Origin of the sequence: Ensifer canadensis (genome assembly GCF_017488845.2) — a bacterium.
GTDB classification, from domain to species: Bacteria; Pseudomonadota; Alphaproteobacteria; order Rhizobiales; family Rhizobiaceae; genus Ensifer; species Ensifer canadensis.
The window spans coordinates 3,532,179-3,547,573 of record NZ_CP083370.1 but is presented as its reverse complement, the minus strand read 5'-3'; the positions used below and the strand labels follow the sequence as shown (position 1 = coordinate 3,547,573).

General features: G+C 63.6%; 13 protein-coding genes, 1 pseudogene and 1 riboswitch. Of the genes and pseudogenes, 6 read left to right on the top strand and 8 right to left on the bottom strand.

Annotation, left to right across the window (positions count from 1 at the left end):
• Positions 1-62: 62 nt before the first annotated feature.
• From J3R84_RS17275 to thiB, 3 genes are read right to left on the bottom strand one after another with little or no spacing between them, the layout of a single operon-like run.
• Positions 63-779 (bottom strand): thiamine ABC transporter ATP-binding protein, encoded by a 717-nt coding sequence (locus tag J3R84_RS17275; protein WP_025425213.1) that lies wholly within the window; start codon positions 777-779, stop codon positions 63-65.
• Positions 776-2,380 carry a thiamine/thiamine pyrophosphate ABC transporter permease ThiP gene (gene thiP, locus J3R84_RS17270; RefSeq protein ID WP_025425212.1) on the bottom strand — a complete coding sequence of 535 codons (1,605 nt, stop codon included), beginning with the start codon at positions 2,378-2,380 and terminating at the stop codon, positions 776-778. Before thiP ends, J3R84_RS17275 begins: the two co-directional genes overlap by 4 nt.
• Before the next feature lie 31 nt (positions 2,381-2,411).
• Positions 2,412-3,440, bottom strand: coding sequence for a thiamine ABC transporter substrate binding subunit (gene thiB, locus J3R84_RS17265; RefSeq protein WP_025425211.1), 1,029 nt, complete (start codon positions 3,438-3,440; stop codon positions 2,412-2,414).
• A 49-nt stretch (positions 3,441-3,489) separates the two neighbouring features.
• Positions 3,490-3,607: riboswitch (TPP riboswitch) on the bottom strand.
• A 134-nt stretch (positions 3,608-3,741) separates the two neighbouring features.
• On the opposite strand from thiB, the pseudogene J3R84_RS17260 reads away from it, so the two are divergent.
• From J3R84_RS17260 to J3R84_RS17240, 5 genes and pseudogenes are all read left to right on the top strand, one after another.
• A pseudogene (locus tag J3R84_RS17260) lies at positions 3,742-4,225 on the top strand (GNAT family N-acetyltransferase).
• A gap of 86 nt (positions 4,226-4,311) precedes the next feature.
• The gene (locus tag J3R84_RS17255) at positions 4,312-4,962 is read left to right on the top strand and encodes a thiamine diphosphokinase (protein ID WP_025425210.1); all 651 of its coding nucleotides are present in this window, start codon (positions 4,312-4,314) and stop codon (positions 4,960-4,962) included.
• A gap of 3 nt (positions 4,963-4,965) precedes the next feature.
• Positions 4,966-6,792 carry an ABC-F family ATP-binding cassette domain-containing protein gene (locus J3R84_RS17250; RefSeq protein ID WP_025425209.1) on the top strand — a complete coding sequence of 609 codons (1,827 nt, stop codon included), beginning with the start codon at positions 4,966-4,968 and terminating at the stop codon, positions 6,790-6,792.
• Positions 6,793-6,869: 77 nt separating this feature from the next.
• Entirely contained in the window at positions 6,870-7,349 is a 480-nt protein-coding gene (locus J3R84_RS17245; RefSeq protein WP_025425208.1) for a MarR family winged helix-turn-helix transcriptional regulator, read from the top strand.
• Complete coding sequence (locus J3R84_RS17240) at positions 7,346-8,584, top strand: multidrug effflux MFS transporter (protein WP_025425207.1); 1,239 nt, start codon at positions 7,346-7,348, stop codon at positions 8,582-8,584. Before J3R84_RS17245 ends, J3R84_RS17240 begins: the two co-directional genes overlap by 4 nt.
• A 66-nt stretch (positions 8,585-8,650) precedes the next feature.
• Here J3R84_RS17240 and J3R84_RS17235 read toward each other — a convergent pair whose 3' ends face one another.
• On the bottom strand, positions 8,651-9,868 hold the full coding sequence (locus tag J3R84_RS17235; protein ID WP_025425206.1) for an argininosuccinate synthase: 1,218 nt from the start codon (positions 9,866-9,868) through the stop codon (positions 8,651-8,653).
• A gap of 175 nt (positions 9,869-10,043) precedes the next feature.
• Between J3R84_RS17235 and J3R84_RS17230 the strand changes: the two genes are divergently transcribed.
• Entirely contained in the window at positions 10,044-10,685 is a 642-nt protein-coding gene (locus tag J3R84_RS17230) for a LysE family translocator (protein ID WP_025425205.1), read from the top strand.
• Between the two features lie 266 nt (positions 10,686-10,951).
• Here the strand turns inward: J3R84_RS17230 and J3R84_RS17225 are convergent, their stop codons facing one another.
• The 4 genes from J3R84_RS17225 to rlmN form a co-directional block, all read right to left on the bottom strand.
• Positions 10,952-11,746, bottom strand: coding sequence for an ABC transporter ATP-binding protein (locus J3R84_RS17225; protein ID WP_025425204.1), 795 nt, complete (start codon positions 11,744-11,746; stop codon positions 10,952-10,954).
• Complete coding sequence (locus J3R84_RS17220; RefSeq protein WP_025425203.1) at positions 11,743-12,621, bottom strand: ABC transporter permease; 879 nt, start codon at positions 12,619-12,621, stop codon at positions 11,743-11,745. The genes J3R84_RS17225 and J3R84_RS17220 overlap by 4 nt, the downstream gene beginning before the upstream one ends.
• 224 nt (positions 12,622-12,845) lie before the next feature.
• Entirely contained in the window at positions 12,846-13,799 is a 954-nt protein-coding gene (locus tag J3R84_RS17215) for an ABC transporter substrate-binding protein (protein ID WP_025425202.1), read from the bottom strand.
• A gap of 215 nt (positions 13,800-14,014) precedes the next feature.
• Positions 14,015-15,250 carry a dual-specificity RNA methyltransferase RlmN gene (gene rlmN, locus J3R84_RS17210; protein ID WP_025425201.1) on the bottom strand — a complete coding sequence of 412 codons (1,236 nt, stop codon included), beginning with the start codon at positions 15,248-15,250 and terminating at the stop codon, positions 14,015-14,017.
• Positions 15,251-15,395 lie beyond the last annotated feature (145 nt).

The following is a 15,395-nucleotide window of genomic DNA, read 5'->3' as shown; positions in this document are numbered from 1 at the left end:
CATTTCCTGACGGAAAACCGCTTCGCACTTTTCCTGGAAATGCTCCAAGATTCCACGTCGCATCACGCGTTGCCGAGAAAGCGGTTGATGGACGCCATATCGCGCCGTTCGAGAAAGCGCTCGACCGGGTCATGGGCGATGATACGCCCCTGGTCCAGAAAAAGCACGCTATCGGCCAGCGCCCTCACGTCATCGGGATGGTGCGTGATCATCAGGATCGTGTTGTTTTCCTGATCATGCAGGTCCTGCAGCAGTGCCCGCATACCGGCCCTCATGCCGGGATCGAGAGCGGCAAAAGGCTCATCCAGCAGCAGCAGCGGGCGATGTCGCACCAAGGCGCGCGCCAACGCCACACGCTGTCGTTCGCCGCCGGACAGCGTCGGCGGCAGGCGCTTGCCGAAGCTGTCGAGCCCGACGCGGCCGAGGGCATCGTCTATCCGTGCGCGATCAGCGACCGACAGGCGAAGCGAGGGGCTGATGCCGAAGCCGACATTGGTCGCGACGTCGAGATGTGCAAACAGGTTGTTGTCCTGAAAGATCACGGAGACGGGTCGTTCTGCCGGCGCCTGTCCCGACATCGTCTTGCCGAGAATGCGAACCTCGCCCCGGTCCGGCTCCTCGAAACCGGCGATGACATGAAAGAGGGTCGACTTTCCCGACCCGGAGGCCCCGGCAACTGCGACGATGCCACCTGGCTGAATGGCGCAATCGAAGTGCAGTGCGGTGGTGTCGTAACGAACGTCGACGCCAACAAGTTCTACCGCCGCCTGGGAATTCATGCGTTTCGTCCTTCCGGCACTCGCCTGTCGCCGGCCGTGCCGAGCATGGTGAAGATCAGGCAGATGAGGCCGAGGAAGAGCGCCAGACCGGCTGCATCCGCGGTGCGATAGCTGCCCATCCGGCTGTAGAGCAGCCATGGAAGCGTGACCATGTCCTGCGAACCGAACAGCGCCACTGCACCAAGGTCGCCGAGCGACAGCGCCATGGCGAAGGAGAACGCCATCAGCAACGGTTTCCGGAGCGGCGGCAAGTCGATCCATCGCAGGCGATGGAAGCCGCGGATGCCGAGGCTTGCTGTCAGTCGGTCGGTGCGTGCGGCATGTGTTGCCATCGCCGGTGCCAGGATCCGGTGCACGAACGGCAGCGCCATCAATGCGTTGATGGCGACGACGATGGCGGGGGCGAAACGGGCGACATCGCCGAAGGGGCGCAGGAGCAGAAACCATCCCGCACCGAGCACGACCGGCGGCACCAGTAGCACCAGCGACGTGCTGGCGGTGACAGTGCCCGCAAATGCCCTGGCCAAGGTCGGGGCGTGGCGACGCGCCACGACGATGCCGGCGGCGCGGATCATCGCGGCGGCCATGGTGACGCAAAAGAATGCCGAGAGGACGGCGATGACAATGCTGGTGACGAGAGCACGATGCACGGTCGGGTCGCCGGCAAGCTTCACCAGATCCGCACGCAGGCCGGAACCGACGACGGCGATCAGCGGTGCGCCGATGAAGAGCAGCGAGAACAGGATCCAGCCGGCGTCGGACGTCCGGGAGAGGCCGGTTCCTGCATCATAGCGTCTGGAGATTTTGCCCGCGGTTGCGCTTTGTGCAGGTTCGGTCGCGACACGCGTTAGAGCCAGGAGCAGGGCTCCGGTCATGACGATCTGTAGGGCGGACAGGGCGATCGCCCGCGGCGGGTCGAAATCGAAGCGCAGCGCCTGGTAGATCGCGACCTCGATGGTGCTGGCGGCAGGCCCGCCGCCGAGCGTCAGCACCAGCGTGAAGCTGGTGGCGCAGAGCATGAAGACGAGGCCGGCAGCACCTGGCAGCAATCCCCGAAGGACCGGCCACTCGACAAAGCGGAAGAGTGCGGCTGGCGGCATGCCGAGATTGGCGGCGGTTCTCCAGTATTCCGAAGGGATGCGCTCGAGCCCGGCGAGAAAGAGACGTGCGATAAGCGGCATGTTGAAGAAGACGTGGGCGAGCAGGATGCCGAAAAGGCCGTAGATGCTGATCGGCTGCTGCAGCCCGAGGCCGGCGAGGGCGGTGTTGAGCGCGCCCTGCCGGCCCCAGATCTCGATCAGCCCGAGCGCGCCGACAAGCACGGGCAGGCCGAGCGGCAGGGCCATCACCCGCAGAACCCAGACGCGGCCGGGAAAGCTCGGCCGGCGCGCAAGCGCCCGTGCGATCGGGATGGCAAGAACAACGGAAAGCAGCGTCGAAAGGCTCGCCTGCAGCAAGGTGAAGCGCGTTACCCGCCAGATATAGGCATCGAACAGCACGCTGTTGCCGAAGTCACCGCTCTGGAGCAAAAGGGCTGCAATCGCCAGGCCGACAAACAGCAGGATACCGCCGAGACTTAAAGTCCCGGCGGTCATCGTGATGCGATTTTCGGCAGGCGCGAACAAATGCGCCTCAGTTCTTGCTAATGGCGGCCAGCCATTCGTCGATCCAGGCCTTGCGGTTCGCCGCCACCTCTTCCGACGGCAGCAGGAAAGTCTTCTCCGGATTGACCAGCTTGCTAAAAGCCTCCGGCAGCGGCTCCTTGGTCGCCGCGACCGGCATCATCCAGTTGGTCGTCGGAATGATCGACTGGAACTCCGGGCCGGTCATGAAGGCGAGAAACTGCTTGGCAAGCTCCGGCTCCTTGGCGCTCTTGGTCATGCCGGCAACTTCGATCTGGATGTAGTGACCTTCCGAGAATTCGGCCGCCTGGTAGCGGTCGGTGTTTTCCGCCACCATGTGGTAGGCGGGCGACGTGGTGTAGGAAAGCACCATCGGCGCTTCGCCCTTGGTGAAGAGGCCATAGGCTTCCGACCAGCCCGGCGTTACGGTCAGTACCCTGTCCTTGAGCTTGGCCCAGGCGGCGCCGGCTTCGTCGCCATAGACGGCCTTGACCCAGAGAAGCAGACCGAGGCCCGGCGTCGAGGTGCGCGGATCCTCGATGACGATCTTCTGAGAGGCGTCGCCTTCGACCAGTTCCTTCAGGCTCTTCGGCGGCGTCTTCAAGGTCTGGGTGTCGTAGACGACGGCGAAATGGCCGTAGTCATAGGGAAGGAAGGTGTCGTCGGTGAAGTCGCCGGGTACCTTGACGTTGGCAGGCTCGATGCCGTGCGGCGCGAAGAAGCCGGTGGCCTTGGCCTCGGCGACGAGGTTTGTATCGAGGCCGAGCACGATGTCGGCCTTGGAGGCCGCGCCTTCGAGCTTGAGGCGGGTCAGAAGCTCGACGCCATCGGCGACGCCGACATAGGTGACCTTGCATTCGCAGGTCTTCTCGAAAGCTTCGGCGACCTTGGCACCCGGCCCCCATTCGGTGATGAAGCTTTCATAGGTGTAGACGGTCAGCGTCTTGTCGGCAGCAACGGCATTGGCCGCGAAGACAAGTCCTGCCGTCGCGGCAAGCGCTAGCCGGCTAAGAACCTTGAGTTGCGATGAATTGGACATGGCAGGCACCTCTCCCTAAAAATGATGTTGCATGGGAAAAGGGCGTATCGATCCGATCGCGTCTAATCCCTCCGCCGGTATGAGCCGGATCAGGTTCCGCGGGTTGGCGTTCAACGCCTCTCAGCCTTCGGCCGCCATGCGGTCGGAAGGCACCCCGTTAGAGCGGGTAGAGATTTACCGCCGAGCCGGTTTGATGGCAAGCGAAGTTTGAGGACGGCAAAAGCGCCCGCCCCGCATTTTCGCGCCGCGGCGCATGGGGTAAAATCGTCGGCAGAGTTTGCAGACGCCGAAGGAGCCTGCGATGACTGACATGCTCGTTCGCCTTTATGCACTGCCGGCACAAGCGAGATCACCGCTTGCTGACGGTATCGGCATTCACCGCGCAATGGCACCCGAACGAAGCTTGTTGTTCCCTGGATCGAGCAGACATTTGGCTCCGGCTGGGCGGGCGAGGCGGAGGTGGCCTTCAGATCGACGCCGACGTGCATGCACATCGCGGTGTTCGAGGACCGGATCGTCGGCTTTGCCTGCCACGATGTCACAGCGCTCGGTTTCTTCGGGCCGACGGGCGTCGACGAGGCCATGCGCGGACGGGGATCGGCGAGGCGCTCTTGCGCGTGAGCCTGACGGCGATGCGTGACGCAGGCTACGGTTACGCCATCATCGGCGGCGTCGGCCCGGCCGAATTCTACCGACGCACGGTCGGCGCCATCGAGATCCCCGATTCCAACCCCGGGATCTATGCGGAGATGCTGTTTCCCGATACCTTGCCCGAAGATCACTGACAACGAGGACGCAAAATCGCCGGATCGCGCCCTTGTTCGGTTTTCTTGCTTTTCCTTGCCCGTGCCTTTGCGCTATGGGCTTTGCCATGGCCCGATCCACCTTCACCATTCTGCTCGGCGGTGCACTGACCCCGACCGATCGCCTTGCGCGCCAGCTCGCAGGCAGCCGCTTCGTTGCGGCCGATGGCGGCATGCGGCATGCGCGGGTGCTATCCGTGACCCCCGACGTCTGGGTGGGCGATTTCGATTCGACCGAGGAGGCGCTGCTCGCGGAATTTGCCGATGTCCCGCGCGAGCCCTATCCCGCCGCCAAGGCTGCGACCGATGGCGAAATCGCTGTCGAGGCGGCGCTGTCGCGTGGCGCCGAAGCCTTGATCTTTGCCGGCGCGCTCGGAGGATCACGCAGCGACCATGCCTTCCTGCACCTGCTTCAGGCTGCTTCGCTGGCCGAACGTGGGTTGCCGGTGTTCATGACCTCGGGTGAGGAGGAGGCCTATCCGCTGCTTGCAGGCGAGATCGAAATCGATCTGCCGAAGGGCAGCCTATTCTCGATCCTCGGACTGACCGATCTCATCGGGCTTACGATCGTCAACGCGCGTTATCCGCTCACCGATTTCACGTTGCCGTTCGGGTCTTCGCGCACCGTTTCCAATGTCGCGGAGGGTCCCCTTCGCATTTCCCTCGACACCGGCCGGGCGATCGTTCTCGCCCGCCCCTATGACCTTTCCGGAGCCTGAGCCTTGGCGCCTCCCATTCTGAAACTCGACGATATCTTCCTGACCTTCGGTGGCACGCCGCTTCTGGCCGGCGCCAACCTGCAGGTGGAGCCGGGGGATCGCATCTGCCTTGTCGGGCGCAACGGTTCCGGCAAATCGACGCTGATGAAGATCGCCGCCGGTCTTGCCGAAGCGCAATCGGGCGAGGTCTTCCGCCATCCGTCCTCGACCGTTCGCTACCTGCCCCAGGCACCGGATTTCGAAGGCTACGACACGGTGCAGGCCTATGCCGAGTCGGGCCTTGGCCCAAGCGACGACCCGTATCGCGTCGCTTACCTACTGCAGCACCTGGGTCTGACCGGCGAAGAAGACCCGGCACGCCTTTCCGGCGGCGAGGCGCGCCGCGCAGCGCTTGCCCGGGTGATGGCGCCGGAGCCGGATATCCTGCTGCTCGACGAGCCGACCAACCATCTCGATCTGCCGACGATCGAATGGCTCGAAGACGAGCTGACCCGCAGCCGTTCGGCCCTGGTGCTGATCTCGCACGACCGGCGCTTCCTCGAAAAGGTCTCGAACGCGACGGTCTGGCTCGATCGCGGCCAATCCCGCCGGCTCGACCGCGGCTTCGGCCATTTCGAGGCCTGGCGCGACGAGGTGCTGGAGGCGGAAGAGCTGGAGCAGCACAAGCTCGGCAAGGCGATCGAGCGCGAGGAGCATTGGCTGCGCTACGGCGTTACCGCCCGGCGCAAGCGCAACATGCGTCGTCTCGGCGAATTGCAGGACATGCGCTCGCGCCATCGCGGCCACAAGGGGCCGCAGGGCTCCGTTCAGGCGGCGGCTTCCGACGCCAAGGAATCGGGCAAGCTGGTGATCGAGGCGGAGAAGATCACCAAGGCTTACGGCGAGCGGACGATCGTTGCGCCGTTTTCCATTCGCGTGCACCGTGGCGACCGGATCGGCCTTGTCGGCCCGAACGGTGCCGGCAAGACGACGCTTTTGAAGATGCTGACCGGGCAGATCGAGCCGGATACCGGCACGGTGAAACTCGGCACCAATCTTGAGATGGCGACGCTCGACCAGAAGCGCGAGGATCTCAACCTCGACGATACGCTGGCCCACTACCTGACCGACGGCCGGGGCGAGAGCCTGATTGTCAACGGCGAGCAGCGCCATGTCACCGGCTACATGAAGGACTTCCTGTTCCAGCCGGAGCAGGCGCGCACCCCGATCCGCGAACTGTCGGGCGGTGAGCGCGCCCGGCTGATGCTGGCACGCATTCTCGCCCGCGCCACCAACCTGCTGATCCTCGACGAGCCGACCAACGATCTCGACATCGAGACGCTGGACTTGCTTCAGGAGGTCGTCGCCGGCTTTGCCGGAACCGTCATCCTCGTCAGCCACGACCGCGACTTCCTCGACCGCACCGTGAGCTCGACCATCGCGCCGGCCAATCCCGAAGCGCCTGACGGCCGCTGGATCGAATATGCCGGCGGCTACACCGACATGATGGCGCAGCGCAAGGGCGCGATCGAAGAGCGGCGCAAGACGGAGAAGGCGGAAAAGGCCAAGGTGGCCGATGCCGCTGCCCCCGCAGCCGAGGCACCGAAGGCCAAGGGCAAGCTCTCCTACAAGCAGAAGTTTGCACTCGAAAACCTGCCGAAGGAAATCGCCAAGGCGGAGGCGGAGGCAGCCAAGCGCGAGGAGCGGATGGCCGACCCCAACCTCTTTGCCAAGGACCCGAATACGTTTGCGAAACTGGCGAAGGAGCTGGAAAAGCTTCGCGGCGATCTCGCCCGCATGGAAGAGGAATGGCTGGAACTGGAGATGCTGCGCGAGGAGCTCGAGGGCTGAGCCTCGCCGCTCCCGCGTTGAAAGTTGGCAAGGGGTATGATAAGGAAAACTTATTATATCTCTCGTGAACGATCCTGATGCCGACAAAACTCGAATCCGAAACCATCGGCATGTTGCTGACCGATGTCTCCCGCCTTCTGCGTGGCGCTTTTGACCGCAAGGTCAACGCCATGGATCTCGGCATCACGCCCGGTGAAGCGCGCACGCTGATCCAGGTGGCGCTGACCGAGGGCATCAAGCAGGCGGAAATCGCCACGCGCATGGGCATCGAGCCGATGACGCTGTCGGCCTATCTCGACCGGCTGGAGGCGATGGAGCTGGTTGCCCGTCTGCCCGACCCGGCCGACCGCCGCGCCAAGAACGTCGTCATCACCGACAAGGCCGATCCGCTGCTCGCCGAGCTGATGGCGGGGCTGCGCGAGATGATGAATGCCTATACGGAAGGGCTCGACGAGGCGACGCGCGACATGCTCTGCGCCAACCTGCGTATCCTGCGCGAAAATTTGCGCGGCCTCGATCCGTGCGTCGCCGGCAAGGAGAAGGGTGCAAAGCCATGACGCGCCGCATGAGCGAACGGCGCACCAGCATCATCGGCGCCTTCCTTGTCGCGCTCGGCCCCGTTTCCATGGCGCTCTATACACCGGCAATGCCCGAACTGGTCCGCGCCTTCTCCTCCAGCGAGGCGGCGATCAAGATGACGCTGTCGCTCTACTTCGCAGGCTTCGCCTTCGCACAGCTGGTTTCGGGCACGCTCTCCGACGTCATCGGCCGCCGGCGCACGACGCTGATCTTCATGACCATCTACCTCGCCGGCAGCCTGATGGCAGCCTTTGCCCCATCGGTCGCGGTCCTGCTCGCCGGGCGCCTGGTGCAGGGCATCGGCGCCTCCGTCGGCATGACGGTTGCGCGCGCCATCGTGCGCGACCAGTTCACCGGCCTTCAGGCGGCGCGGATCATGAACATGATCGGCATGATGCTGGCCATCGGGCCGGCGGTGTCGCCGACGCTCGGCGGCCTGGCGCTTGGCCTCTTCGGCTGGCAGTCTATCTTCTTCCTGATGGTCGGCTTTGCGCTGATGGCCTGCGTTTGCGTGCAGTTCTTCATGGCCGAAACCGCGACGCCCGATCCGGCCAAGGGCCATCTGCGGCCGATCCTTGCCGCCTATCGCGAGCTTCTGACAGATACCCGCTTCGTCTCCTCGACCCTGGTGATTGCCGGCGCCGTCGGCGCGCTCTACGCCCAAGCGACGATGCTGCCCTTCGTCCTGATCGGCACGGTCGGGCTGACGCCGACCGAATTCGGCGTCGGCATGCTGATGCAATCCGGTTTCTTCTTCTCGGGCACGGTCACGGTGCGGCTGTTAATGCGGCGGTTCACGCCGCAGGCGCTGGTGCCGGTCGGTCTTTGTTTCATCGCGCTCGGCAGTGTGGCGCTCGCCTACACCATGCACGCGCTCGAACCGAGCTTCCTGGCGGTGATGGCGCCGGTCGGCGTCTACGCCTTCGGCATCGCCTTCGTCATGCCCTACATGATGACGGCGGCCATGGCGCCTTTCCCGCATATCGCCGGTACGGCGTCGGCGATGATGGGCTTCATCCAGATGGGCGCCGGCCTTCTCGGCGGCGCCTTGGCGGCCGTTGTCGGCGTGCCGGTGCTGGCGCTCGGCACGATCATTCCGAGCTTCGGCCTTCTCTGCGTGTTCAGCTATCTCTGGTATCGCCGCACCGTTCGCCTGACGCCATTGGCGGCGCCAGTCGATGGCACGCAGCCCCTGCCGGAAGCGGCTGAATAAGACGAAACGAAAAAGCCTCCGCGACCCGGGTCGCGGAGGCTTTTTCTTGTCAGGTGCTTGCCGCTTTTAACGGTTGCGTGCAGCCAGCGTGCGCAGGCGCAGCGCATTCAGCTTGATGAAGCCGGCAGCATCCTTCTGGTCGTAGGCGCCCTGGTCGTCTTCGAAGGTGACCAGCTTGTCGGAATAGAGCGACTTCGGGCTTTCGCGGCCGGTGACCATGACATTGCCCTTGTAGAGCTTCAGCGTCACTTCGCCTTCGACATGCTCCTGGCTCCTGTCGATCGCCGCCTGCAGCATCTCGCGCTCCGGCGAGAACCAGAAGCCGTAATAGATCAGCTCGGCGTAGCGCGGCATCAGCTCGTCCTTGAGGTGGGCGGCGCCACGGTCGAGCGTGATCGATTCGATCGCGCGGTGTGCCGACAGCAGGATGGTGCCGCCGGGGGTCTCGTAGACGCCGCGCGACTTCATGCCGACGAAGCGGTTTTCGACGAGGTCGAGCCGGCCGATGCCATTGTCGCGGCCGTAGTCGTTGAGCTTTGCCAGCAGGTTTGCCGGCGAAAGGCGCACGCCGTTGATCGAGACGGCGTCGCCGCGCTCGAAACCGACCTTGATGACGGTTGCCTTGTCGGGAGCCGCTTCCGGCGAGATCGTGCGCATGTGCACGTATTCCGGGGCTTCCTGCGACGGATCTTCCAGAACCTTGCCCTCGGAGGAGGAGTGCAAGAGGTTGGCGTCGACAGAGAAGGGAGCCTCGCCCTTCTTGTCCTTGGCGACCGGGATCTGGTGCTTCTCGGCGAATTCGAGCAGGTCGGTGCGGCTCTTGAACGACCAGTCGCGCCATGGAGCGATGATCTTGATGTCGGGGTTGAGCGCGTATGCCGACAGCTCGAAGCGAACCTGGTCGTTGCCCTTGCCGGTGGCGCCGTGGGCGATCGCGTCAGCGCCGGTCTTCTTGGCGATGTCGATCAGGTGTTTGGAAATCAGCGGACGCGCGATGGAGGTGCCGAGCAGGTAGACGCCCTCATAGACGGCGTTGGCGCGAAACATCGGGAAGACGAAATCGCGCACGAACTCTTCGCGCACATCCTCGATGTAGATTTCCTTGATGCCGAGCATCTCGGCCTTCTTGCGCGCCGGCTCCAGTTCTTCGCCCTGGCCGAGGTCTGCCGTAAACGTCACAACTTCGGCGCCGAGTTCGGTCTGCAGCCACTTCAGGATGATCGAGGTGTCGAGACCGCCCGAATAGGCGAGAACGACCTTTTTCACGTCTTTATGCGATGCCATGGTTTCCGTCCGTCTGGTCTTGGAAGAGGGCGGCGTGCCGCCTTGGAAATTCTGCGGCACTTTATCCGGAACACGCCTGGATACAAGCGGAAGAACGCTGCGACACCCAAATCCGCTGGCAAAAGCCGACGCTCCGGAATAGACGAGGTCACCGAGTGTTCCAGGAATCGCGCACATGGACTTCCTTCCCAGCCTGCCCACGCTGTTCGGCTTTGCTGCCGCCACGCTGCTGCTTGCGGCAACGCCGGGGCCGGACATGACGCTTTCGATCAGCCGCGCGCTGTCGCAAGGCAAGAAGGCCGCCCTATTCGTGGTGCTCGGGACGAGCTTCGGCATCGTCGTTCACACCCTACTGGTCGCCTTCGGCATCTCGGCGCTGATCACGGCCTCGCCTGCTGCGTTCATGGTGCTGAAGACCGGAGGTGCCGCCTATCTGCTCTGGCTTGCGGTTCAGGCGATCCGCCACGGATCGACGCTTTCGGTCAAGACCGTCGAAGGTTCCGGCGGTACGGCTCTTTCCAACGTCTCGTCGGGCTTCTGGGTAAACCTGCTCAACCCCAAGGTCATCATCTTTTTCATGACTTTCCTGCCGCAGTTCGTCAGCGCCAACGATGCATCGGTGACGGGCAAGCTTCTGTTCCTCGGCGCGATGTTCATCGTCATCGGCATGCCTGTAAACATGCTGGTGGTATTTACCGCCGACTGGCTGTCCTCCTGGCTGCAGCGCAACAAGGGGTTCATGCGGGCGCTCGACTACAGTTTTGCCGGCGTCTTCCCTGTCTTTGCGGTGAAGATCTTCATGACGACGGCGCGATAGGGCGTCTTCGGAGGGTTTCGCCCCTCATCTGCCTGCCGGCATCTTCTCCCCGCATGTGGGGAGAAGAGCACGTGCTGCATCGTTCGGCGGCAACGGCGATCGCCGGAGCAGCATGGGGAGACGTGTGAAACGGTAGATGGCACTTCACGCCGTTTGCCGGAGAACGGCTGAGAGATTGCCACTTGTCTCTTCTCCCCGTCTTTACGGGGAGAAGATGCCGGCAGGCAGATGAGGGGCAAGCTCTGATCGCCCCGTAAGCGACGGGGTCAGCCGATGAGCAGCGCGTCGTCGTCGAGCGTCTGGCCGCGGATGCGGCGGAACATGGCGATGAGGTCCTCGACCTGCAATTCCTTGCGGCTGTCGCCGGCAACGTCGAGCACGATCTCGCCGCCATGCAGCATGACGGTGCGATGGCCATAGTCGAGCGCCTGGCGCATCGAGTGGGTAACCATCATCGTCGTCAGCCTGCGCTCGGAAACGATCTTCTGGGTGAGGTTCATAACGAACTCGGCCATCCCGGGATCAAGGGCGGCGGTATGTTCGTCGAGCAGCAGCACTTCGGAGCCGGCAAGTGTCGCCATGACCAGCGAGACCGCCTGGCGCTGGCCGCCCGAAAGCAGGTCCATGCGGTCGCCCATGCGGTTTTCGAGGCCGAGATTAAGCTCGGCGATGCGCTCGCGGAAATGTTCGCGGCGCTTCGGCCCGAGCGCTGCCATCAGGCCACGCTTCTCGCCGCGCTTGGCGGCGAGCGCCAGGTTCTCTTCGATCGAAAGCGCACCGCAGCTACCGGTCAGCGGATCCTGAAACACGCGGGCGACAAGGCCGGCGCGAGCGGCGGTGCCCTTGCGGGTCACATCGGTCTTGCCGATCGTCACCTGGCCCGCACTCGGCAGCACGTCGCCGGCGAGAACGCCGAGCAACGTCGATTTGCCGGCGCCATTGGAGCCGATGACGGTGACGAAGGAGCCCTGCTCGATTGTGAGGTCGACGCCGTTCAGCGCCTGCTTCTGCAGCGGCGTTCCCTTGCCGAAGACGACCTGGATGTTCTTGACGCTGATCATGCCGCACCTCCGCGACGAAGTCGGGGAAGGATGAGGGCGAAGGTGACGAGCACGGCGGTCACGAAATTGAGATCGGAGGCCTGCAAGCCGAGCATGTCGGTCGACAGCGCCAGCTGGATGGCGATGCGATAGAGGATCGAGCCGAGCACGCAGCCGATCAGCGCGATCAGGATGCCGCGGGCGCCGAGCAGCGTCTCGCCGATAATGACGGCTGCAAGGCCGACGACGATGGTACCGACCCCGGAAGTGACGTCGGCAAAGCCGTTGGTCTGGGCAAAGAGCGCGCCGCCGAAGGCAACGAGCGCGTTCGAGATCGCCATACCGAGATAGATCTGCCGGTTGGTGTCGACCCCTTGCGCACGGGCCATGCGCGCATTGGCGCCGGTTGCCCGCATCGCAAGACCCGCATCGCTTTCGAGGAAGCGCCAGACGACGATGACGGCAACGAGCACCAGGATGCCGATGAACAGCGGGCGAACGTAGAAATCACGAAGCCCCAGGCCAAAGAACGGCGAGAGCATGGTGTCGGCGTTGATCAGCGCGACGTTGGGTTTGCCCATCACGCGCAGATTGACCGAGAACAGCGCGATCATCGTCAGGATCGAGGCCAGCAGATTGAGGATCTTGAAGCGCACGTTGAGCATCGCCGTGACGATGCCGGCGGCGGCACCCGCCACCATGGCGACACAGGCCGCGATCCACGGGTTGACGCCGGCGATGATCAGCACCGCGGTCACCGCGGCGCCGAGCGGGAACGAACCGTCGACCGTCAGGTCAGGGAAGTCGAGAACCCGGAATGCGAGAAAGACGCCGACGGCGACAAAGGCGTAGACCAGCCCCAGTTCGACGGCTCCCCAGAAAGCGATTTGACTCAAACCCCCGACCCTCTTTTTTTGCCGCGCGCCTTAAGCTTGTTCTATCAGCGCGGCGTCTCCGGTTGGCCATGACGTCCAGAGATCCGGCGTCGGCGCAGCTTCAAACTGTCAGAGCGCATCTTGCGTGCCCCGAGGGAAACGCCGTGCTCCAATAACGAACCGCCCTCGTATGGAACGAGGGCGGCCAAAACGCAATAAACTTGAACCTGAAAAGGCTCAAAGCCTTATTCGACAACGCGTGTAGCGCGCTTGACGACACTTTCCGGAAGGGTGACGCCCATCTTTTCAGCGGCCTTCTTGTTGATCACCAGGTCGGAACCGGCGGCAACCTTGACGGCGATATCACCCGGGTTTTCGCCCTTGAGGATGCGAACGACGATTTCGCCGGTCTGCTTGCCGACATCGTAGTAGTTGAAGCCGAGAGCCGCGAGCGAGCCGCGCGCGACCGAATCCGTGTCAGCGGTGAGGAGCGGCAACTTGGCTTCCTCAGCCACGGCGATCGCACCTTCGAGCGCGGAGATGATCGTGTTATCGGTCGGAACGTAGATCACGTCGGCGCGGCCGACGAGTGCGCGGGCCGCACCCTGGACTTCGGCCGACTTCGTTGCCGCGGATTCGACCACGGTCAGGCCGGCCTTTTCGGCTTCCGTCTTCAAGACTGCCAGAAGCGACACGGAGTTGGCTTCGCCGGAGTTGTAGAGGTAGCCGATCGACTTGGCGTTCGGCAGGATTTCCTTGATCAGCGCGACGTGCTCGGCGACCGGCGACATGTCGGAAAGACCGGTGACGTTGCCGCCCGGCTTGTCCATGTCCTTGACCAGTTGTGCGCCGATCGGGTCGGACACGGCGGTGAAGACCACCGGAATATCGCGCGTCGAGGAAACGACGGCCTGGGCCGACGGGGTCGAGATCGGAACGATGACATTAGGCGCTTCACCGGCGAACTGGCGGGCGATCTGTGCTGCGGTCGCCGGGTTGCCTTGGGCGGACTCGTAGAGGAACTTGAGGTTTTCGCCCTCCTTGTAGCCGGCTGCGGCCAGCGCGTCCTTCACACCGTCGCGTGCGGCATCGAGAGCCGGGTGTTCGACGATCGCGGTTACGGCGACGGTCACCTCATCGGCGCGTGCGGGCAGGGTAAATGCCACCGTGGCGGCAAGGGCGACGAGAAGTGAGCGCATGGGTGTCCTCCTAGATTGATTGCCCGCTTTCTTAGGAAACCGGTGACATGAAATCAATCGATAGGAACTGCATCACCCATCAAAGTTCTTCATCGATCACGACATGCCTGCGGTTGAGATGGTGCGGATCGACACAATCCGAGGGCGTTGCGATCGTCTTTGAGTCGTGAAAGGTGAAATGCGGGCGGAAAACCGCGCCGCACCCACCTGATGGCTCAGTCCTCGCCGTGATTGGCAATCATCATTGCTTCGAAGGCGAGCCGGTCGACCTTGCGCATGCGCTCGGATTCGGACTTCAGCTGGCCGCAGGCGGCCAGGATGTCGCGGCCGCGCGGCGTGCGGATCGGCGAGGCGTAGCCCGCCTGGTTGATGAAATCGGCGAATTTCTCGATCTGCTCCCACTCGGAACACTGGTAGTTGGTGCCCGGCCAAGGGTTGAACGGAATGAGGTTGATCTTCGCCGGCACGCCCTTCAAGAGCTTCACCAGTTCCTTGGCGTCCTCGAGGCTGTCGTTGACGTCCTTGAGCATCACATATTCGAAGGTGATGCGGCGCGCGTTCGACAGGCCCGGATAGGCGCGACAGGCATCCATCAGTTCCTTCAGCGGATATTTCTTGTTGATCGGCACTAGCATGTCGCGCAGGTCGTCGCGCACCGCATGCAGCGAGATCGCCAGCATGACACCGATCTCGTCGCCGGTCCTATAGATCTCGGGCACGATGCCGGAGGTCGAAAGCGTGATGCGGCGCTTGGAGAGCGACAGGCCCTCGCCGTCGGAGGCGATCAACAGGGCGGTCTTGACCTCCTCGAAATTGTAGAGCGGCTCGCCCATGCCCATCATGACGATGTTGGTGATCTTGCGGCCTTCCGCCGGCACGATCGCGCCCTGGGGCGTGTCGCGCTCCGGGAAGTCGCCGAGCCGGTCGCGCGCGAGCAGCAGCTGCGCCAGGATTTCCTCGGCCGTCAGGTTGCGCACCAGCTTCTGCGTGCCGGTGTGACAGAAGGAACAGGTGAGCGTGCAGCCGACCTGGCTGGAGATGCAGAGCGTGCCGCGGCCCTCTTCGGGGATGTAGACCGTTTCGATCTCGACCGGGCGGCCGGCGCCGCGGGCGGGAAAGCGCAGCAGCCACTTGCGGGTGCCGTCGCCCGAGGTCTGCTCCTCGACGATCTCCGGCCGGGCGATGGTGAAATGCTGCTTCAGCATCTCGCGCATGTCCTTCGAGACGTTCAGCATCTCGTCGAAGTCGGAAACACCGCGCACGTAGAGCCAGTGCCAGAGCTGGCTGACGCGCATCTTCACCTGACGCTCGGGAATACCTTTTTCGACCAGGGCCTTGGCCATGTCCTCGCGCAACAGCCCGATCAGCGAAGGCTTCTCGGCCTGCGGTGCGATGCGCGCCTGCGGTGCCTTGACGGTATCCACCCGGTTCAAGATTTCAGTGGCTGCCATGCTCTGGTGTCCTGTCGTACAGAAAACGCCCGTCCGGAGAAGGGTCCGGAGATTGTCCTGATGCTCGAATTGAAATCGGTCGAGCCTTCAAGCGCGGCCAATAGGGCGCGGGGGCTCTTAATTTGCCGGGGCTGTAGCATTGTTT

What these genes read in the sequence shown, in the direction of transcription:
- J3R84_RS17275 (WP_025425213.1), bottom strand. Translation starts at nt 779, where the DNA reads ATGAATTCCCAGGCGGCGGTAGAACTTGTTGGCGTCGACGTTCGTTAC.
- thiB (WP_025425211.1), bottom strand. Translation starts at nt 3,440, where the DNA reads ATGTCCAATTCATCGCAACTCAAGGTTCTTAGCCGGCTAGCGCTTGCC.
- J3R84_RS17255 (WP_025425210.1), top strand. Translation starts at nt 4,312, where the DNA reads ATGGCCCGATCCACCTTCACCATTCTGCTCGGCGGTGCACTGACCCCG.
- J3R84_RS17245 (WP_025425208.1), top strand. Translation starts at nt 6,870, where the DNA reads ATGCCGACAAAACTCGAATCCGAAACCATCGGCATGTTGCTGACCGAT.
- J3R84_RS17240 (WP_025425207.1), top strand. Translation starts at nt 7,346, where the DNA reads ATGACGCGCCGCATGAGCGAACGGCGCACCAGCATCATCGGCGCCTTC.
- J3R84_RS17235 (WP_025425206.1), bottom strand. Translation starts at nt 9,868, where the DNA reads ATGGCATCGCATAAAGACGTGAAAAAGGTCGTTCTCGCCTATTCGGGC.
- J3R84_RS17230 (WP_025425205.1), top strand. Translation starts at nt 10,044, where the DNA reads ATGGACTTCCTTCCCAGCCTGCCCACGCTGTTCGGCTTTGCTGCCGCC.
- J3R84_RS17225 (WP_025425204.1), bottom strand. Translation starts at nt 11,746, where the DNA reads ATGATCAGCGTCAAGAACATCCAGGTCGTCTTCGGCAAGGGAACGCCG.
- J3R84_RS17215 (WP_025425202.1), bottom strand. Translation starts at nt 13,799, where the DNA reads ATGCGCTCACTTCTCGTCGCCCTTGCCGCCACGGTGGCATTTACCCTG.
- rlmN (WP_025425201.1), bottom strand. Translation starts at nt 15,250, where the DNA reads ATGGCAGCCACTGAAATCTTGAACCGGGTGGATACCGTCAAGGCACCG.